The following is a 25,858-nucleotide window of genomic DNA, read 5'->3' as shown; positions in this document are numbered from 1 at the left end:
GACCGTATCCATCCCTGACTGGGCCCCACATGGGCCCACGGACCCATGCCCCGCCCGCCGCCACCCGGATATCGTCCCCGCGTGCGCCTGATTCTGATCGTCGTGGGTGCCCTGTGGGGCGCGTGGTCGGGCCTCCTGCTGCCCCGCGCCGCCCACCGCCTCTCCGTGGACGCCGAGGACCCCTGGAACGGACACTGCCCCGACGGCCACCCGATCAAGGGCCCGTTCGACGGCTGGCTGGGCCGCGCCCGCTGCAACGGGACCGGCGGCATCGACACCACCATCGACAGCATCAACGGCATCAACGGCATCAACGGCATCAACGGCTCACACCCGTGCGGTCCCTACGGCCCCAGCACCCCCGTCGTATCCACCGCGACCGCCCTCGTCTGCGCGGCCCTCGCCGCGGCCACCGGCCCCCACCCCGAACTCGTCGTGTGGCTGCTCGCCGCCCCCGTGGCCGTTCTTCTCGCGCTCGTCGACCACCGGGTGCACCGCCTCCCCGACGTCCTCACCCTCCCGCTCGCCGCCGCCACCCTCGCCCTCCTCGGTGTCGCGGCCCTGCTGCCCGCCGGCGCGGGCTCCTGGCTCACCGCCCTGCTCGGTGGACTCGCCCTCGGCGCCGGGTACTTGGTGCTGTATCTCATCAACCCCGCCGGCATGGGCTTCGGCGATGTGAAGCTCGCCCTCGCCCTCGGCACGGCCCTCGGCTGGTACGGCTGGCCGGTGCTCGGCACGGGGGCCTTCGCGGGGGTGCTGTACGGCGCGCTGTACGGCCTCGGCATGGTCGCGCTGCGCCGGGCGGGCCGTAAGACGGCGATTCCGCTGGGGCCGTTCATGCTCGGCGGCGCGTTCACGGGCGTGGTGCTGGGAGCGTTCGCGGTGGCGTGAGACGGTGGTGAACCCGGGAGACGAACGGTGGTGAACCCGGGAGACGAACGGTGGTGAACCCGGGAGACCAACGGTGGTGAACCCGGGAAACCAGGGGACCGACGACGAACGAGGTGCCGTACCCGTGCGGAAGATCTCCTACATGATGTCCGTGTCCCTCGACGGTTTCCTGGAGGGCCCCGACCGGGACATCAGCTGGCATCTGGTCGACGAAGAACTCCACCAGCACATGAACGACACCCTCAGGCCCATGGGCGCCTTCCTCGACGGCCGGGTCACCCACGAACTGATGGCCGCCTACTGGCCCACCGCCGACGCCGACCCGGACGCCTCCGCGGTCACCGCCGAGTTCGCCGCCATCTGGCGGGACAAGCCGAAGATCGTGTACTCGCGGACCCTGCCCGGCGGTCCCGCCGAGTGGAACACGACCATCGTGTCCGAGGTCGTCCCCGAGGAACTGCGCGCCCTCAAGGAGCAGCCCGGCGGCGACCTCTGCCTCGGCGGCGCCGACCTCGCCGCCACCTTCCTCCGGCTCGGCCTCGTCGACGAGATCAAGGTGTACGTCCACCCGGTCCTCATCGGCCGCGGGAAGCGGATGTTCCCCGAGGCCGACACCCACACCGCGCTCCGCCTCGTCGAGAACCGCGCCTTCGGCAACGGGGTCGTCCTGCTGCGCTACGAGCGGGTCGCCCCGTAAATCCGTTGTCGGCCGTGCTCCCACCGGATAGGAAGAAACCATGACTGGACTCGGCGCGGTGTTCCGGCCCCAACTTCCCCCCGAGCGCCTGCGGGCGGTGGTCGAACTCGCCGACGCCTCCGGGCTCGAAGAGCTCTGGCTCTGGGAGGACTGCTTCCGCGAGGGCGGGATCTCGGCCGCCGCGGCGGCGCTCGCCTGGAGCGAGCGGGTGCGGATCGGCGTCGGACTGCTCCCGGTCCCGCTGCGGAACGTCGCCATCACCGCGATGGAGGCCGCCACGCTGTACCGGCTGTTCCCGGGGCGCCCGATCCTCGCCGTCGGACACGGCGTACAGGACTGGATGGGCCAGGTCGGCGCACGCGCCGAGTCCCCGGTGACCCTGCTCCGCGAGCATCTCGACGCGCTGCGCGCCCTGTTGCGCGGGGAACGGCTCACGACCCAGGGACGCTACGTCAAGCTCGACGACGTCGGCCTCGACTGGCCGCCGGCCGGTCCCGTCGAGATCCTCGCCGGCGCCGGCGGCCCGCGCACCCTCCGGCTCTCCGGCGCGGCGGCGGACGGTACGGTCCTCACCGCGTCCACCGCACCGGACGGCGTCCGGCGGGCCCGCCGACTCATCGACGAGGGACGGGAGTCGGCGGGCCGTACCGAAGCGCACCAGGTCGTCGTCTATCTCCTCACGGCCACCGGACCCGGCGCCGCCGCCCGACTCCGCGCCGAACTCGCCGAAGAGGGCCTGGAGTCGGTCCCCGACCTCGGTGTCGCCGGCGACGCGGACGCCGTGGCGAAGGCAGTCCAGCGTCTCGCCGAGGCCGGCGCCGACACGGTCGTCCTCCAGCCCACCGGCGACGAACCCGACCCGGAGGCCTTCGTACGCTTCGCGTCGGAGGAGGTCAGGGCACTCGTCCCCTGACCGTCCCGCGCTGCTTCGGAAATCGGCAGCGCCCACTGACACCGCCCTGCGACCATCGCCCCATGGGCAACAGCAGGAGCTTTGAGGATCTTGTCGCGGAAGGGGCCGCCGTCCCCACCGAGGGCTGGGACTTCTCGTGGTTCGAGGGGCGGGCCACGGAGGCACGTCCGTCGTGGGGGTACGCGCGCACGGCCGGGGACCGGCTCACCTGGGCGAACACCGCCCTGGACGTCCAGACCGGGGGAGGGGAGGTCTTCGACTTCGCCCTGAGCCGGGCCGCCGTCCAGCCCCCGATGATGGTCGCCGCCACCGAGGGCTGGCCGCCGAACGTCGCCAGGGCCACCGCCCTGCTCCGCTCGCGCGGGGTCGTGGTGGTCGCGGCGGCCGAGGACGACCCGCTGCCCTTCGCCGACGCCGCCTTCGACCTCGTCCTGAGCCGCCATCCGGTCCGCGCCCACTGGCCGGAGATCGCCCGCGTGCTGCGCCCCGGTGGCACCTACTTCGCCCAGCACGTGGGTCCCCGCAGCGCGTTCGAACTCGTCGAGCACTTCCTCGGCCCCCAGCCCGAAGACGTGAGCGGTGCCCGTGACCCCGAGCGCGAGCGGGCCGGTGCCGAGGCCGCGGGGCTGGAGATCGTCGACCTGCGGGCCGAGCGGCTGCGCATGGAGTTCAACGACGTCGGGGCCGTCGTGCACTTTCTGCGCAAGGTGATCTGGATGGTCCCGGACTTCACGGTCGAGGCCTACGAGCCCCAACTCCGTTCCCTGCACGAGCAGATCGAGGCCACGGGCCCGTTCGTGGCCCACAGCTCCCGGCACCTCTTCGACGTACGCAAGCCGCTGGCGTGACATCCGCCTGATTCAGGCGTGCGGTCCGGAGGCCACCTCCCCGATCACCAACTCGGCCCGCGCCTCCAGCACTTCGCCCACCCGTTCCGCCCGCTCGCCCAACTCCCGTTCCTGGCGCGCCGAGAGCTTCCCCAGCGGCTCCACGGTGACGGTCGTACGCCGTCCTCGTCTGCGCTGGTGCCAGACCCCGGCCACCACCCCGTCGACCAGCAGCACGGGGTAGTTGCCGGCCTGCCCGCCCGCCAGCGCCCGCCGGTACGCGGCACCCGGGAACAGCGTCTCGCGGGGCTGGGCGGCGATGACGTAGGCGTCGAAGTAGGGGAGGAGGCGCACGCCCCGGACCGGTTCGTCGGGGAACGACGTGTCGCCCGCCGCCAGCCACGCGCGCGTGCCCTCGAAGTCGGCCTCCTCGATTCCGCCCTCGGCGGCGCAGGTCTCGAAGAGCGCCGTCGCCCAACCCCCGGGCGCCGCGAGCCATTTGGCGAAATCCGGTGGGGTCGCCGGACCGTAGGCGCGCAGATATCGCCGTACGAGGGTGCGCAGGGCCTCGGCCGTGGGGAGCGGGGTGAAGCGGGGCGGGCGGGTGTAGGTGACTTTGCGGCCGCGGTTCGGGCCGAAGCACAGGGCGCCGGACTGGCCGGCCCGGTGCAGGACCTGGCGCCAGCGCGGCCACAGGTCCTGGAAGGCCGGCATCACCCGGTCGCCTGCCCACGGGCCGGTGCGGGCGACGACCGCCTCGTCGAGTTCGTCGATGGTCAGGGTCTGTCCGTCCAGGGCGTCGGCGACGGCCGCGACCACCTCGGCGGCCTGTGGGTCGGTGAGCCGGATGTCGGGGGCGAACCGGCCCGTGCCCGGGATCGCGGTCAACGCGGCGCCCCAGAGCGGGAGTTCGCGGGCGGGCAGCAGATGGACGGTGCCGCGCGGGCCGTGGGTCTTGAGCAGGGCGGCGGGTGAGCCGTCGGCCTGCCACAACGCCGTTCGCACGTCCGTCCGGGTCCGCCCGGCGGCCCGTACCCCCACCGACAGCTCGGCCGCCGACAGCACCTGCGCGTGGGCGGCGAGCATCGACGCCACCACGTCGGCGACCGGTGTGCCGGTCCCGGCCGGGGTGTCCAGGAACTGCCGTTGGAGACGGCGGGCGCTTGCCCGCTCCCAAGTGATCTTCACGGTCATGCCCCCGACGCTAGGGCCGAACTAGGTCACCGCACGTCCTCCACACCTCCACGCGGTTTCCACATCGTTATCGAGATCGACTCGCGTTCCGGCCATCTCCTCACGTAAGTTCGGACCAAGGTAATTCGCGTGAGCAAAGCTGCGCGGTCGGCACCGCGCAGTGGAGGGGGCTGCGCGGTGCCCTGCCCCGTCAAGCGGACGTTCGCGGGCGGTGTCACCCCTGAGAGCGACACGCCCGGGGGTGGCGGAAAACCTCCACGTCCTCCTCGGAATCCGCCGGGAACCAGCCATGATCAGGGCTGGAATCAGGGCTTCCGGACCCCTCGACGTGTTGTCGGCCGACTTCGGAGAGTAGTTGTGGCACGCCGATGCACGCAGCATCACTTACGAAGGGTTATGGTGGAAACCCCCCCTCGGGCCGGTCCGTATCCCCCCCACGGACCGGCCCGATTTTTTGTGCCCCGCGGTGACGACCCCCGCGCCCCCTCGCACCCTCCCGTACCGGCCGACGCCGAGACCGACCTTCGTGCCGAACCGGGATGAGCCCAGACACCCCTTGGGGGAACCGGGCTCCACCGGGGGTAGGCTTCGACGCCGGGGACTGCCATCCACGGAGGGGCTGACAACACGTGAACGTGCGCGACACCCTGCGCCGCCTGCTGGTCAGGTTCTACGCACGCAGGGTGGGAGGCCATCTCGACCACGCGTCGGTGCCCAAGCACATCGGCGTCATCATGGACGGCAACCGGCGCTGGGCGAAGGCCGCGGGCTCCACCACCGTCCAGGGCCACCAGGCCGGCGGCGACAAGATCGAGGAGTTCCTCGGCTGGTGCAGCGAGACGGACGTCGAGGTCGTCACCCTGTGGCTGCTGTCGACGGACAACTTCGACCGCCCCCAGGAAGAGCTCGGCCCGCTGCTCGGCATCATCGAGAACGTCGTCACTTCCCTTGCCGCGGACGGCCGTTGGCGCGTGCACCACGTCGGCACCCTCGACCTGCTGCCGTCGGGAATGCAGTCCGCCCTCAAGGAGGCGGAGGAGTCCACCGCGCACATCGACGGGATACTCGTCAACGTCGCCATCGGCTACGGCGGCCGGCAGGAGATCGCCGACGCGGTCCGCTCGATGATCCTGGACGCCGCCGACAAGGGCACCTCGCTGGAGGAGCTCGCCGACGACGTGGACGTCGAACTCATCGGCAAGCACCTCTACACGGGCGATCAGCCCGACCCCGATCTGGTGATCCGTACCAGTGGAGAACAGCGGCTGTCCGGATTCATGCTCTGGCAGACGGCCCACTCCGAGTACTACTTCTGTGAAGTCTTCTGGCCGGCCTTCCGCAAGGTCGACTTCCTGCGCGCGATGCGTGACTACGCCGCGCGACACCGGCGTTACGGCGGATGACGGACAAGGCGCCCCGAGTACCCCGTTTGGTGCACAAGTAACAAGGAGTTCACCAGGGCGTCGTCATATGCCGTGGCATGGCGGCGCATGTTCGAGGGCATAAGCCAAGCAGGTCGACGCCCGAACCACGGGTGTCGTATCTCAGCGGACGGCACGGGGCCGTCCGCCCGGGAGGCCCTTTGCACCAGTTCGACCGTGCGGTCAGTACGGGCGGGACGGAGGGCCGGTCCTCGGCCCGCGCACTGCGGTCCGGACCGGTCCAGCTCCTCTCCGTCGCTCCCCGACCTCTTCCGAGGGGGTACGTCCTTCCGTGGTGACCAGCACAAAGCGCCGCCTGCCTGACCGGCGCACCTATGTTCTCGACACCAGCGTTCTGCTGGCCGACCCGAACGCACTGAACCGCTTCGACGAGCACGAAGTCGTGCTGCCGATCGTCGTGGTCACAGAGCTGGAGGCCAAGCGGCACCATCCCGAACTCGGCTACTTCGCCCGGCAGGCCCTGCGCCTGCTCGACGAGTTCCGGGTCCGGCACGGCCGCCTCGACGCCCCCATCCCGATCGGGGAACTCGGCGGCACCGTCAGGGTCGAGCTCAACCACTCGGACCCCAGCGTGCTGCCCAGCGGCTACCGCCTGGGGGACAACGACTCCCGCATCCTCGCGGTCGCCCGCAACCTGCAGGCCGAGGGGTACGACGTCACCGTCGTGTCGAAGGACCTTCCGCTCAGGATCAAGGCCTCCTCCGTCGGCCTCCTCGCCGAGGAGTACCGCGCGGAACTGGCCATCACGGGCTCCTCCGGCTGGACCGGAATGTCCGAACTGACCCTGCCGGGCGAACAGGTGGACATCCTCTTCGAGGAGGGCCACGTCTACGTCCCGGAAGCGGCCGACCTTCCCGTGCACACCGGGCTGACCATCCAGTCCGAGCGCGGCAAGGCGCTGGGCCGGGTCACCGCCGACGGCAACGTCCGGCTGGTGCGCGGCGACCGGGAGGCCTTCGGCATCAAGGGCCGCAGCGCGGAGCAGCGCATCGCGCTGGATCTGCTGCTCGACCCGGACGTCGGGATCCTGTCCATGGGAGGCCGGGCCGGCACCGGCAAGTCCGCGCTCGCGCTCTGCGCGGGCCTGGAGGCGGTCCTGGAGCGCCGCCAGCACAAGAAGGTCATGGTCTTCCGGCCGCTGTACGCGGTGGGCGGACAGGAACTGGGCTATCTGCCCGGTTCCGAGGCCGACAAGATGGGCCCCTGGGCCCAGGCGGTCTTCGACACGCTGTCCGCGGTCACCAGCCGCGAGGTCATCGAGGAGGTCACCGCCCGCGGGATGCTGGAGGTCCTGCCCCTCACCCACATCCGCGGACGCTCGCTGCACGACGCGTTCGTGATCGTGGACGAGGCGCAGTCCCTGGAGCGGAACGTCCTGCTGACCGTTCTGTCCCGAATCGGCGCCAATTCACGGGTGGTTCTCACTCATGACGTGGCCCAGCGGGACAACCTGAGGGTCGGCCGCTACGACGGTGTCGTCGCCGTGGTGGAGAAGCTGAAGGGCCACCCGCTCTTCGCGCATGTGACCCTCACGAGGTCCGAGAGGTCCCAGATCGCGGCGCTTGTGACCGAAATGCTGGAGGACGGCCAAATCTGAGGTAGTTGCAGGTCAGTTGGCGCCGTCCCGCAAAGCCAAGGAGCTTAGCGGGGCGGCGCTTTGACGTCCTGCTGTTTCTCCAAATCCCCTGGGGCAAACGGGATGTGAGCTTTCACACGCAACTCAGAATTGCCACCCGGCGTCCGGTTACGGCAGAGTCTCATTCCTGTCAGGCCCCGCATACGACACACGTGTACCCCCAGCGGTACGCACCAACTTGAGCATCACAGCCAACTCCACAGCGAAGTCGTATGCCGCCCGCTCTCCACGCGGCGCTCCCCGAGCGGGAGTTGCCCACCGGGCCCGTGCCTCCCGTGACCCCGCAGTTGGGAGGCCAGCGTTCAGGGGCACGATTGCGTCCGCCAGGGTCACCGAAGCGGACGATGCTGGAAGGAAACCGTGTGAGCCGGATTTCGGTCCGGGGATTCGCAGTGGCCTCGGCCACCGCGGTCACCGCCGTCGGAAGCGTCGTGGGCGTTGCCTCTGGCAGCGTCGCTCAGGCGCAGAACAATGACGCCGAGACGACGGCAGCCGACACCACGCTCCTGGCGGACATCCCCACGGGCCAGCAGGCCCAGGTGCAGACCGCCTCCTTGACGCAGCAGGCCGACGCCCAGGCGATCCAGGCCGACGCCAGCGCCAAGAAGGACGCCGAGGAGTCGGCCCGCCTGGCCGCCGCGAAGACCGCGGTCGCCAAGAAGGCCGCCGCCGAGAAGGCGGAGAAGCTGGCCAAGGAGCGCGCCGCGGCGAAGTCCGCGGCCAGCCGTTCCTCCTCCAGCTTCCCCGTGCAGAGCTCGTACACGGTCTCGCAGATCCAGGCCATGGCCGCCCAGATGGTGCCGAGCGGCCAGTTCCAGTGCTTCAGCAACATCGTGTCGCACGAGTCCGGCTGGAACTACCACGCCGTCAACGCCTCCTCCGGCGCCTACGGCCTCTTCCAGGCACTGCCCGCCTCCAAGTACTCCTCGGCGGGCTCCGACTGGCAGACCAACCCCGCCACCCAGATCAAGTGGGGCCTCAACTACATGGACAGCCGCTACGGCAGCCCGTGCGAGGCCTGGTCGTTCTGGCAGGCCAACAGCTGGTACTAGGTCGTACGCCCGTCCCGGGCCGCTCAACCTTGCGAGGCCCCTCCCCGTCCTAGGGGGAGGGGCCTTCGCCCTGTACGGTCGGACACGCAACGGCTCCAAGGGGGAGTGGGGTGGGGACAGACGGGGGAAGAGGGCGGATCATGTCGCGAGTGCCAGGGTGGCTCGGTCGGCTCGGCAACGGGCTGAGCGAGATGGGGGAGCGCTTGGACGAGCGCCGTGCCGAGGTGGAGAAGGAACACACCGACGCCGGGCCCGAGTTGCCGGCCGCCGACCCCGAAATCCCGGAGCCCGTCCCGGTACCCGTCACCATCGCCCGTGACCGCCCCGACCCCGCGCTCGCCGTGCCCTGGGGTGTGCGGGTGGCCGCCGAGGCGGGCTGGCGGCTGCTGATCCTGGCCGGCACGGTCTGGGTGCTGATGCGGGTCATCAGCGCCGTACAACTCGTGGTCCTGGCCTTCGTCGCCGCACTCCTGATCACGGCACTGCTCCAGCCGACGGTGGCCCGCCTGATCCGCTACGGCTTCCCGCGCGGGGTGGCCACGGCCCTCACCGCGATCCTCGGCTTCGTCGTGATGGGCCTGATCGGCTGGTTCGTGACCTGGCAGGTCATGGCCAACATCGACAACCTCTCCGACCAGGTCCAGAACGGCGTCGACGATCTGCGCAACTGGCTGCTCAAGGGCCCGTTCCACGTCACCGAGAAGCAGATCAACCAGATCGCGAAGAACCTCCGCGAGGCCATCGGCGCCAACACCGACCAGATCACCTCGGCGGGCCTGGAGGGCGTCCAGGTCATCGTGGAGGCGCTGACCGGCATCCTGCTGACGGTCTTCTCGACCCTCTTCCTCCTCTACGACGGCCCGCGCATCTGGCAGTGGACACTGAAGCTGGTGCCCGCGGCGGCCCGGCCGGCGATGGCGGGCGCGGGCCCGCGTGCCTGGCGCACGCTCACGGCCTACGTCCGCGGCACGGTGATAGTCGCCCTCATCGACGCCATCTGCATCGGCATCGGCATCTACTTCCTCGGCGTACCGATGGCCGTGCCCCTCGCCGTCTTCATCTTCCTGTTCTCGTTCATCCCGCTGGTCGGCGCGGTCGCCTCCGGCGCGCTGGCGGTCGTCGTCGCGCTGGTCACCCAGGGCGTCGTCGTGGCACTGTTCACCCTGGGCGTCGTCCTCGCCGTCCAGCAGATCGAGGGTCACATCCTCCAGCCCTTCATCCTGGGCCGCGCGGTCCGGGTCCACCCCCTCGCGGTGGTCCTGTCCGTCGCGGCGGGCGGCATGATCGCGGGGATCGGCGGAGCGGTGGTCGCCGTTCCCCTGGTCGCGGTCACCAACACGGTGGTGAGCTACCTGAGGGCGTACGCCCAGGGCACGGAGCCGGCCCCTCGGCTGTCTCCGAAGCCGAGGGGAGCTACGGCGGTGTCATCGACGCCGGTCGACCCCTCACCGCCGGACCGGGCCCCGTAAGGACCTTTCCCGCCCACCCACCGTTCACCGTCGGTCGAGAGGTTCCAGTACCGCCTCCGCCTCCAACACAACCCCCACGGCCTGAACCACCGCCGCGATCTTGAACGCCTCCTGGATCACGTCCCGTTCGACCCCCGCCCCGCGCAGCACCTGCTCGTGCGAGTCGAGACACGTCCCGCACCCGTTGATCGCGGACACGGCGAACGACCACAGCTCGAAGTCGACCTTGTCGACGCCGGGGTTGGCGATCACGTTCATCCGCAGGCCCGCCCGCAGGGTGCCGTACTCATGGTCGGACAGCAGGTGCCGGGTCCGGTAGAAGACGTTGTTCATCGCCATGACCGCGGCGGCGGACTTCGCCGCGGTGTAGGCCTCCGGCGACAGGTTGGCCTTCGCCTCGGGCGCCAACTCCCGCAGCACGAGCGGCGATCGAGAGGCGATCGCCGTCACGAGGACCGTCCCCCACAGCTGCTGCGCGGGCAGCTCGGAGTTGCCGACGACCGAACCGAGGTTGAGCCTCAGGTCCTTTGCGTAGTCCGGTATGGCGGACTTCAGGGTGTCCAGTGACATCTCGGGTCACTCCCCGGCGAGCAGCGCGCCCGCGTCCAGCGTGGCCTCGCCCTTGGTCCAGTTGCACGGGCAGAGCTCGTCCGTCTGGAGCGCGTCGAGGACCCGCAGGACCTCCTTGGGGTTACGGCCGACCGAGCCCGCGGTCACCATGGAGAACTGGATCTCGTTGTTCTGGTCCACGATGAACACCGCGCGCTTGGCGAAGCCGTCCTCGCCCTCGATGCCGAGGTCCCGCATCAGCTCGTGCCGGGAGTCGGCCAGCATCGGGAACGGCAGGTCGCGCAGGTCGTCGTGGTCCTTGCGCCAGGCGTGGTGGACGTACTCGGAGTCGCCGGAGAAGCCGAGCACCTGGGCGTCACGGTCGGCGAACTCCTCGTTCAGCTTCCCGAAGGCGGCGATCTCGGTGGGGCACACGAAGGTGAAGTCCTTGGGCCACGCGAAGACCACTTTCCAACCTTCATAGGTCTTGTGAGTGATCCGCTCGAACTCCTTGCCCTTCTCCAGCGAGACACAGGCGGTCAGATCGAACGACGGGAACTTGTCACCGACAGTGAGCACGGGTTCTCCTTGCAGCGGAAAGCACCCAAACGGAATGGGTGCTTCACGTGGTTTGGTCGGGCCCGATCCTGGCACAACGTGCATTGATTGTGGAAATAGCTACACTGGGGCGTGTTGATCGGAGGCGGTTATCAGTGACCGTTAGTAATACGAGTAAGAGACGCCAGCCCAGCCTGGCCCAGTTGCGCGCCTTCTCCGCGGTCGCCGAACACCTCCACTTCCGGGACGCCGCAGCCGCGATCGGCATGAGCCAGCCCGCTCTGTCCGGAGCCGTGGCCGCACTGGAGGACACCCTCGGCGTCACCCTCCTGGAGCGCACCACCCGCAAGGTGCTGCTCTCGCCCGCCGGTGAGCGGCTCGCCGTACGGGCGAAGGCGGTGCTGGAGGAGGTCGGGGCGCTGCTGGCTGAGGCGGAGGCCGTGCGGGCCCCGTTCACCGGGGCGCTGCGCCTCGGGGTCATCCCGACCGTCGCGCCGTATCTGCTGCCGACCGTGCTGCGGCTGGTGCACGACCGGTACCCGGCCCTCGACCTCCAGGTGCACGAGGAGCAGACCGCGAACCTGTTGGAAGGGCTGACCACCGGCCGCCTCGACCTGCTGTTGCTCGCCGTGCCCCTCGGGATGCCCGGAGTGGTCGAACTCCCGCTGTTCGACGAGGACTTCGTGCTCGTCACGCCTCTCGGCCATCCCCTCGGCGGGCGCACCGGCATTCCGCGCGAGGCACTGCGCGAGCTGAACCTGCTGCTCCTGGACGAGGGGCACTGCCTGCGCGACCAGGCGCTCGACATCTGCCGGGAGGCGGGCCGCGCGGACGCCCCCGTCACCACCACCGCGGCCGGACTCGCCACGCTGGTGCAGCTCGTCGCCGGCGGGCTCGGGGTCACGTTGCTGCCCCGGACCGCCGTACGCGTCGAGACCACCCGCAGCGACCAGCTCCTCACCGGCTACTTCGCCGAGCCCGCCCCGACCCGCCGGATCGCCCTCGCGATGCGCACCGGAGCCGCCCGCCGTGCCGAGTACCAGGAGCTGGCCGCCGCCCTCCGCGAGGCCCTGCGACCGCTGCCCGTCAGGGTGTTGGGCACCGGCGACCGGGTCGCCGCGACCGGTAACCGACCCGTCCCCGTTCGGTCAAATGAGCGTCGGACAAAGGAAATCGAACGGCGGTAATTCTCAACTTCCGTCACCCGCAGGCAGCTAGGAAGAATCCCGCCGGAATATGCGCTCGGACTGATACACCTTCACCCCTCAGCGCTACACGTCAGGTGCGTGTACGAAAAGCCTAGGGGAGTGATGTCGGGCATTCGGGATTCCCTCGGCCGGGTCGGTCACGACCTGCTCGCGGCGGCTCTTTCGGCCTGTGGGCGCGAGGAGTTCACCGGGGGACTGCGGGTGTCCGGCAGACCCGGCGGGATCTTCCATCTGCGCGGCGGGCTCGTCATCGCGGTTGAGAGTCCCGGCGCACCCGGCCCCGAGGCGCTGCTGCTGCGCTCCGGCCGGATCACCGGCGAGCAATGGGCCGATCTGGTACGGGAGTCGGGCGGCTCGCGCTGGCCGGTGGCCGGACTGATCGCCCACGGGTACGCGGGCGCCGCCCAGTTGCGGATCGTCTGTGTGCTGGCCCTGCACGACGCGGCCTTCGCGGTCGTCGCCGGAGACGTCGACCACTGCGAACGCACCCCGGACGTAAGGCCGTTGGCGCCGGTCGGCATCGGCGAACCCCCGATCCGGCTGCTCCAGGACGGGGCCCGCAGACTCGCCGCGATCGCCGCGCTCCCGTATCCGGTACGGCCCGACCGGGAACGCCCCCGGGCCCCGGCCGGCGGCCTCGACGAGGCCGGACTCGGCATGCTGCAACGGGAGTTGCTCACCCATGTCGACGGCCGCCGCACCGCCCGCGATCTCGCCTTCCGGACCGGGCGCGGGGTCTACCCGGTCACCGCCGAGGTCGCGCGGATGCTCGCCGAAGGACTGCTGGAGTGCTCCGACACCCCGGTGCCGATCCCGGTCCGGGTGCCGCCCGAGGGGCCCGCCCTGCGCCGTCGCGAACCGGCGCCCGCGCCCCCGCAGTTCGTCGCGCCCACCGCACCCACCGCGCTGCCCCGCCGGAATCCGGGAGCCAGCGGCATCACCGAATCTCTCGTCCCCGAAAAGAGCGGGGCGGGCTGGAAAGGGTTCTTCCGCCTGCGGAACGGAACCTCGAAATGACCCTGATGGACAAATGTGATCAGTTTTGGAGGAGTTGAGTAAGTGGATCACAAAGCCCTGACATTGGAAATGCGCACACTGCGGGAACAGGTGACCGGAATCACCGACACCGCGGTCACGGCGGCCGACGGACTGCTCATCGCGGCCGACACCGCCGACTCGATCGACCCGGAGGTCCTCGCCGCGCTCGCCGCGGCCGGCCTCGGCCTCGCCCGGCGCACGGCCGCAGCCACCGACCGCGGCACGCTGCGCCAGACGGTGACGTACGGCAGTCACGGCTGCGCCGCGACCTACGCCGTGGGCGACACCGCGCTGATGGTGGTGCTCGGCGACGAGGGGATGGACGTGGACCGGCTGCATCTGGCGGCCCGGCCGACGCTCGACCGGATCGAGTCGATCCTCACCGAGAAGGCATCAGAAGGAGTGTGAAGGGATGGCGACGAAGCGTATGACCCCAGGATTCTCCGACCAGGTGATGGGCCTGGTCAAAACCCTCCGGACCGACGCCCCCGACTGTGTGGCCTCGGGCGTGGTCGACATGTCCACCGGCATGCTGCTGTCGTACGAGACCATCGACAACCACCCGCCAGAGGTCCTCGACCTGCTGGCGGGTGCGACCCTCGACCTGTTCCAGGGCCGGACGGTCGTGATGATCGAGGACGTCTTCAAGGAGCGTCGCGGGATCACCAGTGACCACCACTTCTTCCAGGAGATCCTCGTCAACAGCGAGAACCTCACCCATCTGTTCGTGCGGATGACCGAGCAACAGGACGTCGTCGCCGTGGTGGTCTGCCGCAAGTCGGTGAACGTGGGCATGCTCTTCGCCCAGGTCCGCCGGGTGGTACGGGAGTACGGACTCTGACGAGGGCGGACGGGCGGCTGCGGACGGACTACTCCGTGCGCAGCCCGTCCGGCCGCATCATCCGCAGCAGGGGCGGCAGGCTGAGCAGTGTCACCGCCAGGACGACCGCTCCACCGATGCCGGTCATCGTCAGCACGCTGGCCCAGTCGATGGACACCGGCGTGGCCGTCATCTTCAGCAACACCGTCCCCAGGGTCAGCCCCACCGCCGAGGCCAGCGCCAGGCCCAGCCCGATCGGGATCGCCGTCTGCCACAGCACCGACAGGCTCAGCGTGCGCCGCCGGGTGCCGAAGGCGACCAGCACCGACAGCAGCTTCCTGCGCTCGCGCAACTGCTCCAGCTGCGACACCAGCAGGCTTGCCCCGATCAGGACGAGCACACAGGTGGCGCCGACCAGCAGTCCGGTGCGGATGGACGTGAACTGCGCCGACTGCCGGGTGGCCGCCAGGGTGAACACGTCCGACAGCGGGTCGAGCTTCGCGGCGGTGTTGCGTACATAGTCGGTCGCGTCCGGCACCGAGGCGTCGACCGTGACGAACACATGCTGGTTCAGACTCTTCGCCGCGTTCGCGGGCAGCGCGCCCGGAGTGATCAGCAGTCCGTCGCGGGCGTAGCCGGTCGGGTCCTCGCGGTGGGTCGCCTTCTTCAGACCCGCGGGCACCTTCCAGGCCACGGTGTGGGCCGGTGACGAGTCGTACGACGGGTCGAAGTACAGCGTCCTGCCCGCCTTGGCCGTCTGTGCCGTCTGGAGTTCGGAGTCGGTGCCGCCGCCGGTGATCCGGTAGATGTCGCCGTCGCGGCACCCCGTCAGACGGGCCACCTCCTGCAGTTCGGCGCAGCTGCCGACGGCGACCTCCAGTTCGGCGTTCGGGTTGCTGGCCCGGTCGCCGACCGAGGTGAGCGAGATGGGCGAGGTCCGCCGCACGCCCTTGGTCCGGGCGAGCTGCCCGTTGGCCTGCGCCAGCGAGGTGCCGCCGTCGACGGTGACCTCGATCTGGGCCCGGTTCACGTCGTTGCCGGTCTCCTTGGTGTAGTCGCCCTCGACGCCGGCGAACAGCATCTGCAGCGCGATCGCACCGGCCACCGCGACCGCGATGCCGTTGACCATCCTCGCCGCCGTACCGCTGCTCAACTGGAGCCTGCGGACGGCGAGTTGCCAGGACACCGAGCCGGCGTTCAGCCGGGCCACGGTGGCCTCGACGATCCACGGCAGCAGGGCGGTGATGCCGACGAGCAGCAGGACCGTGCCGCCGATCACCAGCCACTGGTTGAAGTTCCCGTTGGTGTTGCCCTTGCCGATCATCGGGTACAGCATCGCGAGGCCGGCCAGCGGCATCAGCAGCCGCCACCACAGCCGGCGCCGCGGCGGCTTCGCCTTGCGGACCACCCCGAGCGGTTCGATGACGACCCCGCGCAGCGCGAACAGCGTCACCAGGACGGCCGCGGCCGGCACGGCGACGGCGACGAGCAGGGCGAGCAGCGGCGAGGGGTTGAGGTCGCTCGGGAACATGCTGATGTCCCGTACTTCGACGAGTGACGCCAACTGCCGCCCCACGAGGAAGAATCCGGTACCGAGGACGAGTCCGAGGAGCGCCCCCGCGAGCGCCTCGCCACCCGCGATCCGGCGCGCCATCCGCCCGTCCGCGCCGACCAGGCGCAGCGCCGCGAGCCGCTGGTCCCGGCGCTCGCCGCCGAAGCGCACGGCCGCCGCGATGAACACGCCGACCGGCAGCAGCAGGACGACGAAGACGATCAGGACGAGCAGCAGCAGGATCGGGTCGAGCTTGTCCGGCGTGCTGTTGGGGGAGGGCCCGAAGTAGTTGATGCGCTCCACGTTGCTGCCGGACTGGTGCTGCAGGAGGTTCTTGCCGCCCGCGTAGTAGGCGAGTTCGGCGGGTCCGATGAGCCCGGTCTGCGCGATGGTGCCGGTGATGCGATAGGGCAGCCGCTCGCGCAGCAGCTTCCCGGAGCCGGACTTGAGGAGCTTGTCGAGCGCGGGGGAGACGACCATCTCGCCCGTCGCGGGGAACTTCGCGAGCCCCGGCGGCAGCGGCGCCCTGGTGCCGTCCGGCTCCAGCAGCCGGCCGCGCACGTCCTTGCTGCGGAACGTGGTGTCGGAGTTGGCGATGACCAGGGTGTTGTCCGCCTTCGGCAGTACCTTCCCGCTGTAGGTGAAGTCCTGCCGGGCGTTGCCGCGGTCGTCGCGCTGCGAGAGCGCGTTCGGCAGTGCGGTGGTGAGCAGCAGCAGCGCCACCCCGAGCCCGACGCCGACGGCGGTCAGTACGGCCCGCACCCAGCCCTCACGTCCGCCGGCGAAGGCGAACCGCACCCCCATGGCCAGATCGGCCGCCCTCCCCCACGCTCGGCTTCGCTCGCGCGGGCGGTGCCCCCATCGCCCGTTCATACGATGCGCTCCATGTCCTTGGACTTGCCGTCCCGTACGACGATCTCGCGGTCGGAGTAGGCGGCCACCCGCGCCTCGTGCGTGACCAGCACGACGGCCGCGTTGGTGGACCGGGCCGCCTCGGTCAGCAGTTCCATCACCCGCTCGCCGTTGAGCGAGTCGAGCGCGCCGGTCGGCTCGTCGGCGAACAGCACCCGCGGGTTGGTGACCAGCGAGCGGGCCACGGCGACGCGCTGCCCCTGACCGCCGGAGACCTCGCCGGGCCGCTTCTTGGCGAGGTCGTCGACCTCAAGGCGCTCCATCCACTGGAGCGAGGCGCGCTCGGCCTCCTTGCGGGAGGTGCCGTTGAGCCGCAGCGGCAGCGCCACGTTCTCGACACAGGTCAGCTCGGGCACCAACTGGCCGAACTGGAACACGAACCCGAACTCCGAGCGGCGCAGCGCGCTGCGCTGGGCGTCGCTCATCGTCGCCATCTCCTGCCCGTTGTACATGATCGAGCCCGAGTCGGGCGGCACGATCCCGGCGAGGCAGTGCAGCAGCGTCGACTTCCCGGACCCGGAGGGCCCCATCACGGCGACCACCTCTCCGGGATGGATGGAGAACTCGGCGCCGTCGAGCGCGGTCGTCGGCCCGTAGGCCTTGCGCAGCTCCTGGGCCGCGAGCAGGGAACCGGCGGGATGTGTCGTCATTTGGCCACCACCTCGGCGAGCTTTCCGAGACGCGCCGCGGTGAGCTCCAGCCACCGCAGGTCGGCCTCCAGATGGAAGAGGGCGTGGTCGCAGATCAGCTGGTCCGCGAGATCGCCCTTGCGCTTGCGGTCGGTCAGGATCCGCATGCCGCGCAGATGCTCGGAGCGCTGCACATCGAGGATCTCCGCCGCGTCGCGGTGCGTGAGCAGCGCGAGAACAACCTTGGTGTAGAGGGTCGACTGCAGATACGGCTCGGGCTTCTCGGGCGTCGCGAGCCACTTCTGTACGTCGGTGATCCCGGCGTCGGTGATCGCGTACCGCTTGCGCTCGGGACCGCCGCCGGCCTCTATGCCGTCGACCTCGACGAGGCCGTTCTTCAGCAGGCGGGACATCGTGGAGTAGACCTGGCCGTAGTGCAGCGGCCGGTCGTGACCGAACTTCTCGTCGAAGGCCCGCTTCAGGTCGTAACCGTGGCGCGGGCCGGACTCAAGGAGCCCCAGAAGGGTGTGACCGATGGACATGCGGAGCACTCTACACACGGGGTATACCCGGTGTGTATACGCACGGTGTGTAGATCATGGCCCGGGGTACGGCCCCGCAGGTGGGGGCTGATTGTCACGGTTCTGCTACATGCCGGGTGCGGATATCTCAGCCCGTTGGGGGTCCCCCCTCTGGGGGAGTTTGAGGACGAGGTCCTTCAGGCCGACGGGGGTCTGGGGGCGGAGCCCCCGGGAGGCCGGCCACGACGAGGCAGTGGTCCGGCCTCACCGGGAAGCCGCCCTGCCTCTGCGAGAGCCCGCCGCAACAGGAACTCGATCTGCGCGTTGGCGGACCGCAGGTCGTCCCCGGCCCACCGGGCGATCGCCTCGTACACGGACGGGTCCAACCGCAGCAGCACCTGCTTGCGCTGCTGCGGCTGACGCTGAGGGGCCGAACCCCCGGAGGGAACCGTCACTGGTACAGGGTTCCCGTGTTCAGCACGGGCTGCGGCGACCGGTCCCCGCAGAGCACCACCAGCAGGTTGGACACCATCGCCGCCTTCCGCTCGGAGTCCAGCTCCACGATGTCCCGCTCGGTGATCCTGGCCAGCGCGGCCTCGACCATGCCCACCGCCCCGTCCACGATCTGCCGCCGGGCCGCGACGACCGCCCCGGCCTGCTGCCGCTGGAGCATCGCCGAGGCGATCTCGGGCGCGTACGCGAGGTGCGTGAAACGGGACTCGATGATCTGGACGCCGGCCGCCTCGACGCGTGCGCTCAGTTCGACGACGAGCTTCTCGGTGATCTCCTCGGCGTTGCCGCGCAGCGAGAGCCCGCCCTCGTCGTGGGAGTCGTAGGGGTACTCGATGGCGATGTGGCGGACGGCCGCCTCGGTCTGGATGGCGACGAAGTCGCTGTAGTCGTCCACCTCGAAGGTGGCCTGCGCGGTGTCGCGGACCTTCCACACCATGACCGCGGCCAGCTCGATCGGGTTGCCGTAGGCGTCGTTGACCTTGAGGACCGCGGTCTCGTGGTTGCGCACGCGGGTGGAGATCTTCGTCCGTGCGGTGAACGGGTTCACCCAGCGCAGCCCGTCCTGCCGGATCGTCCCCCGGTACCGCCCGAAGAGCTGCACGACCCGCGCCTCGCCCGGCGCCACCGTGTTCAGCCCGCGCATCGCGATGACCGCGGCCAGGAAGACGAGGAGGCCGCCGACGATCAGCGCGGCCTTGCCGCCGGGCGCGGTGACCGCGGTGGCGGTGGCGAGCAGTCCGGCGGCGAGCAGCAGCCCCGCCAGTCCGAGAACGAGCGCCAGCGCGCCGCCGATGCTGTGCGCGGCGAACTCGCGCACGCGCGGGGCGGGCATCTCGGGTACGTCCGCGGGCGTGTCCGTGGTCATGGTGGTCCCCCTGTGTCGGTTCTTAGCTTGGTTCTAGCAATCTGATATCAGATTACCCCTCCATGGCAACCCTCAACCCCTTTCGTACGTCGGTTCCATAAGGACGGGTGCTGATTGTCACGTCCGTAATGGGCCGGATCGACAGCCCTTTGTCACAACTCCTGGTGTTAGCTTTCTGAGCTGACTTGACGGGCGAACCCGTGTGACACCAGAGCACAAGAGAGCGAAGCGGAGCGGAACGGACTCATGGGACGAGCGGAAGAGAGAAGAGCGCGCCAACGCGGTGGCCACCGCGCGGCGCCCAAGACCCGCCGCTCGTCGGGGGCCACCGCCACAGCCACAAGGCCGGCAGGCGGCGCCTCGACCGGCACGGGCAGCGTGGATGCCAAGGGCGGTAAGGGCGGTAAGAGTTTCATACGCAGACTCTTCACCTGGAAGAAGATCCTCGGCACGTTCCTCGGCTTCTGTCTGCTCGGCATCGGCGCGTTCATCGTGCTCTACATGATGATCAGCATCCCCGCGGGCAACGCGACCGCGAAGCTCCAGAGCAACGTCTACAAGTACAGCGACGGCTCGATCCTGACCCGCAGGGGCCAGGTCAACCGGGAGAACGTGGACCTCTCGCAGGTCCCGAAGCCCGTCCAGGAGACGTTCGTCGCCGCCGAGAACAAGACCTTCTACAACGACGCCGGCGTCGACCTCAAGGGCACCGCGCGCGGCCTGCTCAACACGCTGTCCGGCAAGGGCGCGCAGGGCGGATCGACGATCACCCAGCAGTACGTCAAGAACTACTACCTGACGCAGGACCAGACCGTCACGCGCAAGCTGAAGGAACTGGTCATCTCGCTGAAGCTGGACCGTGAGAAGTCCAAGGACTACATCCTCGCCGGCTACATCAACACCAGTTACTACGGCCGCGGCGCCTACGGCATCCAGGCCGCCGCCCAGGCCTACTACCAGGTCGACGCGAGGAAGCTCTCGGTCGAGCAGGGCGCCTATCTCGCCGCGCTGCTCCAGGCGCCGAACCAGTACGACTGGGCGATAGCCACCGACACCGGCAAGCAGCTGGTGAAGGCGCGCTGGAACTACGTACTGAACAACATGGTCAAGCAGAACTGGCTGAGCTCCGCCGAGCGCCAGAAGATGACGTTCCCGACCCCCAAGCCGCCCAAGGCCGAGGCCGGCATGGAGGGGCAGAACGGCTACCTGGTGACCGAGGCCAACGCGGCGCTGGAGAAGCAGCTGATCTCCAGCGGCCAGGCCGCCAACACCAAGGAGGCCGAGGCGCTGGTCGACGCGGGCGGCTGGACGATCACGCTCAACATCGACAAGAAGAAGCAGGCCCAGCTGGAGAAGTCGGTCAAGTCCCAGCTGACCAGCAAGCTCAACGCCAAGAAGCGCAAGGTCGACGGGAACGTCCAGCCGGGCGCGGTGTCCGTGGACCCGAAGACGGGCGGGGTCGTGGCGATGTACGGCGGCGTGGGCTACACGGAGCACTTCACGAACAACGCCACCCGCACCGACTACCAGCCCGCCTCCACCTTCAAGCCGGTGATCCTCGCCGCGGCCCTGGCCGACCAGGCCAAGACGCAGTCCGGCAAGACGATCACCGCCGACACGCTCTACGACGGCACCAGCAAGCGCCCTGTCGTGGGCAGCGCCATCGCCTTCGCGCCGGAGAACGAGGACGACCAGAACTACGGCAAGGTCACCGTCCAGACGGCGATGAACAAGTCGATCAACTCGGTCTTCGCGCAGCTCGGTGTCGACGTCGGCATGGACAAGGTGATGAAGACCGCCGAGCAGCTGGGCATGGACCCCGGCGACCTGAAGGCCGTACCGGCGCAGACCCTGGGCACCATGGGCGCGAGTCCGATGGAGATGGCCGGCGTCTACGCCACCTTCGACAACCACGGCCGGAAGGTCACCCCGGCGATCATCAAGTCGGTGTCGCACAACACGCGCACGGTCACCATGCCGAACCCGATCGGTGCCCAGGTCATCCCGCGTGAGGCCGCCGACACGGTGTCCTCGGTGCTGACCGGTGTGGTCGACGACGGTACGGCGAAGGTGTCGGTGGCCGAGAACAGCAAGCGCGACGGGCAGCAGGTCGCCGGCAAGACGGGTACGTCCGACAACAACAAGTCGGCCTGGTTCACCGGCTACACACCCGACCTGGTCACCTCGGTGGGCCTGTTCGGCGAGAAGAAGGGCAGCGGCGCCCAGGTCCCGCTGACCGGTGCGACCGGTCTGATCACCGCGGGCGGCGGCCGTATCAACGGTGGTGGCTACCCGGCGCAGATCTGGGCGACGTACATGTTCGGAGTGACCAAGGCGAACAGCAAGTTCGACCTGGAGACCGACCAGGGCGCGGCCGTCGAGCCGGACTTCACGCCGACCCCGAGCGCGACCGTGTCGAACACGCCGACCCCGACTCCCACGACGAAGAGTCCCTCGCCGACCCCGACGACGGAGTCACCCACGCCGACCCCGACTCCCACGCCGACCCCGACACCCACCCCGACGCCGACGACCAATCCGCCGACGACACCGAGCGGCGACATCACGGACCAGCCGCTCGACCAGTTCGGCCAGTAGCCGGGCCGGACGGACGGACGAAGAGGGCGCCCGGCACATCGCCGGGCGCCCTCTCGCGTACCGCTGGGTGAACTCGCGTACCGCTACTCGAAGTTCGCGGCGATCCGGTCGCCGAGTTCCTTGTCCACGTTCTGCCAGTACTGCAGGGCGCGGTCGAGGACCGAGCGGGACACGTCGGCCTTCAGGTGGCCGGTGACGTTCGACACCAGCCGGTCGCGGGCCGCGTCGTCGAGGACCTCGCGGACCATCGTGCCGGCCTGCCCGAAGTCGTCGTCCTCGCGGTGCAACTTGGTTGCCTCGCGGACCAGTTCACCTGCGGTCTGCCAGCTCGCCGGGTCGCCGAACCGCGCGTAGTCGGCCGCCGGTCCGCCGTAGGAGTTCGGGGCGTACGGCCGTGCCGCGTTGGACGCCTCGTACCGCATCGGGCCGTCCTTGGCATAGGAGTTGACCTGTGAGTGCGGTCGGTTCGGCGGCAGCTGGGCGTAGTTGGGGCCGATCCGGTACCGGTGGGTGTCCGGGTACGAGAACAGCCGGCCCAGCAGCATCTTGTCCGGCGAGGGGCCGATGCCCGGGACCAGGTTCGAGGGCTCGAAGGCGGCCTGCTCGATGTGGACGAAGTAGTCGTCCGGGTTGCGGTTCAGGGTCATGCGGCCGACGTCGATCAGCGGGTAGTCCCCGTGCGGCCAGACCTTGGTCAGGTCGAAGGGGTTGAAGCGGTAGTCCGCCGCGTCCTCGAACGGCATGATCTGGACCTTCAGGCTCCAGCTCGGCGCGTTCCCGGACTCGATCGACTCGTAGAGGTCCCGGCGGTGCTTGTCGCCGTCGGACCCGGCCAGTTCGTCGGCCTCGGCCTGGGTGAGGTACTCGATGCCCTGGTCGGTCTTGAAGTGGTACTTCACCCAGAACCGCTCACCGGCCCCGTTGATCCACATGTACGTGTGCGAGCTGTAACCGTTCATGTGGCGGTACGTCTTCGGGATGCCCCGGTCACCCATCAGCCAGGTCACCTGGTGTGCCGACTCGGGGGAGAGGGTCCAGAAGTCCCACTGCATGTCGTTGCTGCGCAGCCCGGTCGCCGGGTGGCGCTTCTGCGAGCGGATGAAGTCCTGGAACTTGATGGTGTCCCGGACGAAGAAGACCGGGGTGTTGTTGCCCACCATGTCGTAATTGCCGTGCTCTGTGTAGAACTTGAGGGCGAAGCCGCGCGGGTCGCGCCAGGTGTCGGGCGAGCCCTGCTCGCCGGCCACGGTGGAGAACCGGGCCAGCATCTCGGTGCGTTTGCCGGGCTGGAAGAGATCGGCCCGGGTGAACTGGCTGACGTCGTTGGTGACTTCGAAGAAGCCGTACGCGCCGCTGCCCTTGGCGTGCACCACCCGCTCGGGGACCCGTTCCCGGTTGAACTGGGCCATCTTCTCGATGAGGTAGTGGTCCTGGAGCAGGATCGGGCCGTCGGGTCCGACGGTGAGGGAGTGTTCGTCGCTCTCCACCGGGATGCCGACGTTGTTCGTGGTGTACGGGGTGTGCTGGGGTGACTGCGTCACGAGCGTCCTCCTGTTCGGAAGAAAGTAGGTCGCTTTCGCTTCGCGTACCCCAGCAGTCAACTCCCACGCCGGGACCTCGGCAACTTTTGGACGAGGTCTAATTCCGGTTCAGTTCGAACCAGACCACCTTTCCGGTGCTGAGCCGGGTCGCTCCCCACCGACGGGCCAGTTTGTTGACCAGGTAGAGCCCGCGCCCGCCCTCGTCCGTGGCCCGCGCCTGCCGCAGCCGGGGCAGCTGGGGCACGTCGTCGCCGACCTCGCAGCGCAGCACATCGGTCCGCAGCAGCCGGAGCGTGACCGGCCGCGAGGCGTACCGCACGGCGTTCGTCACCACCTCGCTGACCAGCAGCTCCACCGAGTCGCTCATGTCCTCCATGCCCCAGCGGGCCAGCGCCCGCCGGGCCAGCCGACGGGCCTGGCCGGGCGCCGAGTCCTCCGGATCGAGGAACCAGTACGCCACGTCGCTCGGCGCGATCCCGTCGAAGCGGGCGGCGAGCAGCGCGATGTCGTCGTCCCGGTCGCCCGGGCCGAGCATGTCGAGCACCTCGTCGCACAGGGCTTCCAGGGGCGGCGGATGGTCCGGTCCGGTGAGCTGCGCGACCGCGGCCAGCTTCTCGCGCAGCTGCTCTATGCCGGTCCAGACGTCCCTGAGGCGCGACTCGACCAGCCCGTCCGTGTACAGCAGCAGCGTCGCTCCGGCCGGCGCGTCCAGTTCCACGGCCTCGAAGTCGACGCCGCCGACACCGATCGGGGCGCCGGGCGGCACTCGCAGGACCTCGGCCCGGCCGCCCAGATGCAGCAGCACCGGCGGCGGGTGGCCCGCGTTGGCGATGGTGATGCGGTGCGAGACCGGGTCGTAGACGGCGTAGAGGCAGGTCGCCATGCGGTCGGTGCCCAGCCGCTGGGCCTGTTCGTCGAGGTGGTGCAGGACCTCCTGCGGGGGCAGGTCGAGACCCGCCAGGGTCTGTGCGGTGGTGCGGAGTTGGCCCATGATCGCGGCCGAGGTCATGGAGTGGCCCATGACGTCGCCGACGACCAGGGCGACTCGGCTGCCGGGCAGCGGGATCGCGTCGTACCAGTCGCCGCCGACCCGGGCCGTCTCGGCGGCCGGGAGGTAGCGGGAGGCCAGCCGTACGCCGGTGGGGCGCGGGAGGGTCTCGGGGAGCATGGTGCGCTGCAGCTCGTCGGCGATGTACGCCTCACGGCCGTAGAGCACCGCCTTGTCGATGCCCAGGGCGCTGTGCGTGGCGAGTTGGGCGGCCACCAGGAGGTCGTCGGCCTCGAACGCCATGCGCTCGGGGCCGCGCAGGAAGAGCGCGGCGCCGATCACCCGGCGCCGGCCGCGCAGCGGCGCGAGGATCGCCCGCTGTCCGGCCGGGACGATCAACTCGCCGCCCTCGCCGAGAAGTTCGGGCAGTGCGGCGCGGGCGGCCGGGGAGTCGGCGAAGACGGGACGGACGCCCCGCAGCACCTCGTTCAGCGCGCCGCCGGGCCTGACCTCGCACAACTCGGCGGTGACCGCCGACAGTTCGGACGGCTGCTCGGGCTGGAGCGCGGGCATGAAGCCGTTCTCCGTGTCCCGCTCCTCCGGGATCCGGTCGGTACGGCGCAGCCGCAGCACGACGGGACCCGTGGGCCGTTCGTCGCCCACGGGCAGCGGGTCGCGCAGATAGACCAGGATCGCGTCCGAGAAGGTCGGCACGGTCGCCCGGCACAGCCCCATCACGATCTCGTCCAGGTCGATGCCGCGGGCGATCCGCCGGGTCGCGGCGCCCACGAAGCGCAGCCGGTCCCCGTCCCGCCGCATCGGCATCGGACCGCCCGGGGGCAGCCCCTGTCCCGTACGGCGCTCCTTGGCGGCGGCATCGGGGACCTCGCCGCCGCTCGGCTGGGCCGGGATGCCGTCGGGCACGGGACGCGGACGGTGGGCGTCGGGTTCGGCGGCCGAGGGCTGGGAGTGCTCGGAGCCACCTGCGGTGTCGGGCTTCACAGGGGTACCTGCCGGGTCCTTCCCCTTGGCGCGGGACGTGCTCGTACCCGGCGCCGAGGACGGCTCGCCGGTGCGTGCCTGAGCCGGTAAGGCCGGGGCACCGGACGGCCTGGGCGGCGGCGTCGAGGTACGCAGAAGCGCCCCACGGGGGTCCGTGGGGTCGGCGCCCTGTGGGCGCTCGAAGGAGGTGGGGTGCTCCGTCACGCGTGTCGAATCCGTCCGTCCGGGACCGCACGCCGCGCGTGCGGATCGTCCCGCCGAAATGCCGATACCCGGAATACGTGCCCCAGGAACGGAATTCCCGCGTGGTCAGAGGCTGTTCCTGTGCCACCGGTGGACCGGCGGCCCTCAGGACCGGTGTCGCCGGTGTTGCCCTCGTACCCCTCGCTCACGTCCTGCCGCCCCTCGGTGACATCTGGTCAGTCCCGGTATCTGCCCCGGGA

The 25,858-nt window shown here is 70.0% G+C and carries 23 protein-coding genes; 13 read left to right on the top strand and 10 right to left on the bottom strand.

Annotated features, from left to right (window positions below; all coding sequences use genetic code 11):
- Positions 1-81: 81 nt before the first annotated feature.
- From ACWDEW_RS02440 to ACWDEW_RS02425, 4 genes are all read left to right on the top strand, one after another.
- A complete protein-coding gene (locus ACWDEW_RS02440) occupies positions 82-891 on the top strand; it encodes a prepilin peptidase (protein ID WP_450508835.1) in 810 nt (269 codons plus the stop codon).
- 124 nt (positions 892-1,015) lie between these two features.
- A complete protein-coding gene (locus ACWDEW_RS02435; protein WP_450509462.1) occupies positions 1,016-1,588 on the top strand; it encodes a dihydrofolate reductase family protein in 573 nt (190 codons plus the stop codon).
- Between the two features lie 40 nt (positions 1,589-1,628).
- Positions 1,629-2,501 (top strand): LLM class flavin-dependent oxidoreductase, encoded by an 873-nt coding sequence (locus ACWDEW_RS02430; RefSeq protein WP_450508833.1) that lies wholly within the window; start codon positions 1,629-1,631, stop codon positions 2,499-2,501.
- A 62-nt stretch (positions 2,502-2,563) separates the two neighbouring features.
- Entirely contained in the window at positions 2,564-3,349 is a 786-nt protein-coding gene (locus ACWDEW_RS02425) for a class I SAM-dependent methyltransferase (protein WP_450508831.1), read from the top strand.
- A gap of 12 nt (positions 3,350-3,361) precedes the next feature.
- On the opposite strand, the gene ACWDEW_RS02420 is transcribed toward ACWDEW_RS02425, so the two are convergent.
- Entirely contained in the window at positions 3,362-4,522 is a 1,161-nt protein-coding gene (locus tag ACWDEW_RS02420; protein ID WP_450508829.1) for a winged helix DNA-binding domain-containing protein, read from the bottom strand.
- 629 nt (positions 4,523-5,151) lie between these two features.
- On the opposite strand from ACWDEW_RS02420, the gene ACWDEW_RS02415 reads away from it, so the two are divergent.
- From ACWDEW_RS02415 to ACWDEW_RS02400, 4 genes are all read left to right on the top strand, one after another.
- A complete protein-coding gene (locus ACWDEW_RS02415) occupies positions 5,152-5,925 on the top strand; it encodes an isoprenyl transferase (protein ID WP_450508827.1) in 774 nt (257 codons plus the stop codon).
- A 310-nt stretch (positions 5,926-6,235) separates the two neighbouring features.
- Positions 6,236-7,561 (top strand): PhoH family protein, encoded by a 1,326-nt coding sequence (locus ACWDEW_RS02410; protein ID WP_362975463.1) that lies wholly within the window; start codon positions 6,236-6,238, stop codon positions 7,559-7,561.
- A gap of 401 nt (positions 7,562-7,962) precedes the next feature.
- The gene (locus tag ACWDEW_RS02405; RefSeq protein ID WP_431252701.1) at positions 7,963-8,652 is read left to right on the top strand and encodes an aggregation-promoting factor C-terminal-like domain-containing protein; all 690 of its coding nucleotides are present in this window, start codon (positions 7,963-7,965) and stop codon (positions 8,650-8,652) included.
- A 140-nt stretch (positions 8,653-8,792) separates the two neighbouring features.
- Complete coding sequence (locus ACWDEW_RS02400; protein WP_450508826.1) at positions 8,793-10,121, top strand: AI-2E family transporter; 1,329 nt, start codon at positions 8,793-8,795, stop codon at positions 10,119-10,121.
- Positions 10,122-10,145: 24 nt separating this feature from the next.
- Here ACWDEW_RS02400 and ACWDEW_RS02395 read toward each other — a convergent pair whose 3' ends face one another.
- Both ACWDEW_RS02395 and ACWDEW_RS02390 read right to left on the bottom strand, forming a co-directional pair.
- Complete coding sequence (locus ACWDEW_RS02395; RefSeq protein WP_450508824.1) at positions 10,146-10,691, bottom strand: alkyl hydroperoxide reductase; 546 nt, start codon at positions 10,689-10,691, stop codon at positions 10,146-10,148.
- 6 nt (positions 10,692-10,697) lie between these two features.
- Positions 10,698-11,249 carry a peroxiredoxin gene (locus ACWDEW_RS02390; RefSeq protein ID WP_450508822.1) on the bottom strand — a complete coding sequence of 184 codons (552 nt, stop codon included), beginning with the start codon at positions 11,247-11,249 and terminating at the stop codon, positions 10,698-10,700.
- 134 nt (positions 11,250-11,383) lie between these two features.
- On the opposite strand from ACWDEW_RS02390, the gene ACWDEW_RS02385 reads away from it, so the two are divergent.
- The 4 genes from ACWDEW_RS02385 to ACWDEW_RS02370 all read left to right on the top strand — a co-directional run bounded on the left by ACWDEW_RS02385 (position 11,384) and on the right by ACWDEW_RS02370 (position 14,315).
- The gene (locus ACWDEW_RS02385; protein ID WP_450508820.1) at positions 11,384-12,415 is read left to right on the top strand and encodes a LysR substrate-binding domain-containing protein; all 1,032 of its coding nucleotides are present in this window, start codon (positions 11,384-11,386) and stop codon (positions 12,413-12,415) included.
- Between the two features lie 123 nt (positions 12,416-12,538).
- Complete coding sequence (locus ACWDEW_RS02380) at positions 12,539-13,453, top strand: MarR family transcriptional regulator (protein WP_450508818.1); 915 nt, start codon at positions 12,539-12,541, stop codon at positions 13,451-13,453.
- A 69-nt stretch (positions 13,454-13,522) separates the two neighbouring features.
- Complete coding sequence (locus ACWDEW_RS02375; protein WP_019072753.1) at positions 13,523-13,882, top strand: roadblock/LC7 domain-containing protein; 360 nt, start codon at positions 13,523-13,525, stop codon at positions 13,880-13,882.
- 4 nt (positions 13,883-13,886) lie between these two features.
- A complete protein-coding gene (locus ACWDEW_RS02370; RefSeq protein WP_019072752.1) occupies positions 13,887-14,315 on the top strand; it encodes a hypothetical protein in 429 nt (142 codons plus the stop codon).
- Between the two features lie 28 nt (positions 14,316-14,343).
- Here ACWDEW_RS02370 and ACWDEW_RS02365 read toward each other — a convergent pair whose 3' ends face one another.
- The 5 genes from ACWDEW_RS02365 to ACWDEW_RS02345 all read right to left on the bottom strand — a co-directional run bounded on the left by ACWDEW_RS02365 (position 14,344) and on the right by ACWDEW_RS02345 (position 19,286).
- Positions 14,344-16,650, bottom strand: a complete 2,307-nt coding sequence (locus ACWDEW_RS02365; protein ID WP_450508817.1) for an ABC transporter permease — start codon at positions 16,648-16,650, stop codon at positions 14,344-14,346.
- 65 nt (positions 16,651-16,715) lie between these two features.
- Positions 16,716-17,408, bottom strand: coding sequence for an ABC transporter ATP-binding protein (locus tag ACWDEW_RS02360; protein ID WP_450508815.1), 693 nt, complete (start codon positions 17,406-17,408; stop codon positions 16,716-16,718).
- Positions 17,405-17,929: a PadR family transcriptional regulator gene (locus tag ACWDEW_RS02355; RefSeq protein ID WP_450508813.1), complete on the bottom strand. Its 525-nt coding sequence runs from the start codon at positions 17,927-17,929 to the stop codon at positions 17,405-17,407. The genes ACWDEW_RS02360 and ACWDEW_RS02355 overlap by 4 nt, the downstream gene beginning before the upstream one ends.
- A 176-nt stretch (positions 17,930-18,105) precedes the next feature.
- On the bottom strand, positions 18,106-18,363 hold the full coding sequence (locus tag ACWDEW_RS02350; protein ID WP_450508811.1) for a hypothetical protein: 258 nt from the start codon (positions 18,361-18,363) through the stop codon (positions 18,106-18,108).
- Positions 18,360-19,286, bottom strand: a complete 927-nt coding sequence (locus ACWDEW_RS02345) for an SPFH domain-containing protein (protein ID WP_450508809.1) — start codon at positions 19,284-19,286, stop codon at positions 18,360-18,362. The genes ACWDEW_RS02350 and ACWDEW_RS02345 overlap by 4 nt, the downstream gene beginning before the upstream one ends.
- A 246-nt stretch (positions 19,287-19,532) precedes the next feature.
- On the opposite strand from ACWDEW_RS02345, the gene ACWDEW_RS02340 reads away from it, so the two are divergent.
- Entirely contained in the window at positions 19,533-21,884 is a 2,352-nt protein-coding gene (locus tag ACWDEW_RS02340) for a transglycosylase domain-containing protein (RefSeq protein ID WP_450508807.1), read from the top strand.
- Between the two features lie 83 nt (positions 21,885-21,967).
- On the opposite strand, the gene ACWDEW_RS02335 is transcribed toward ACWDEW_RS02340, so the two are convergent.
- Both ACWDEW_RS02335 and ACWDEW_RS02330 read right to left on the bottom strand, forming a co-directional pair.
- Positions 21,968-23,425 carry a catalase gene (locus ACWDEW_RS02335; protein WP_450508805.1) on the bottom strand — a complete coding sequence of 486 codons (1,458 nt, stop codon included), beginning with the start codon at positions 23,423-23,425 and terminating at the stop codon, positions 21,968-21,970.
- Positions 23,426-23,522: 97 nt separating this feature from the next.
- Complete coding sequence (locus ACWDEW_RS02330) at positions 23,523-25,619, bottom strand: SpoIIE family protein phosphatase (RefSeq protein ID WP_450508803.1); 2,097 nt, start codon at positions 25,617-25,619, stop codon at positions 23,523-23,525.
- Positions 25,620-25,858 lie beyond the last annotated feature (239 nt).

It is taken from the genome of Streptomyces sp. NPDC001100, from assembly GCF_053598575.1.
This window is presented reverse-complemented; position numbering and strand designations above follow the sequence as displayed.